Source organism: Variovorax sp. VRV01 (assembly GCF_014852545.1).
Taxonomy (GTDB): Bacteria; Pseudomonadota; Gammaproteobacteria; order Burkholderiales; family Burkholderiaceae_C; genus Variovorax; species Variovorax beijingensis_A.
Map to the genome: position 1 here is coordinate 1 of NZ_JACVBS010000069.1, position 462 is coordinate 462.

At 68.2% G+C, this 462-nt stretch carries 1 protein-coding gene; it reads right to left on the minus strand.

Annotation, left to right across the window (positions count from 1 at the left end; all coding sequences use genetic code 11):
• On the minus strand, positions 1-461 hold a 461-nt coding region (locus IB278_RS33635; protein WP_318646736.1), incomplete at its 3' end, for an acetyl-coenzyme A synthetase N-terminal domain-containing protein.
• Position 462 lies beyond the last annotated feature (1 nt).

The window sequence follows — 462 nt, forward strand, 5'->3', positions numbered from 1 at the left end:
GCCTGCATGGCGACCACGCCCTCGATGGTCATGGGCATGTAGATGATGACGCGGTCGCCCTTCTCGATGCCGGCGGCCTTCAGGGCGTTGGCGAACTGGCTCACGCGCGCGAGCAGTTCCTTGTAGCTGACGCGGGTGACGGCGCCGTCGTCGGCCTCGAAGACGATGGCGGTCTTGTGCTCGACGGGGGTGCCGATGTGGCGGTCCAGGCAGTTGGCGCTGGCGTTGAGTTCGCCGTCGCCGAACCATTGGTAGAAGGGGGCGTTGGATTCGTCGAGGGTGCGGCTGAAGGGCTTGGTCCAGCTCAGGTTCTCGCGCGCCAGGCGGCTCCAGAAGCCTTCGAAGTCCTGCTCGGCCTCCTGGCACAGGGCCTCGTAGGCGGCCATGCCGCTGATGCGCGCGCCGGCGCTGGCGCGCGCGTCGGGCGGGAACACGCGGTTCTCGACCAGGACGGATTCGATG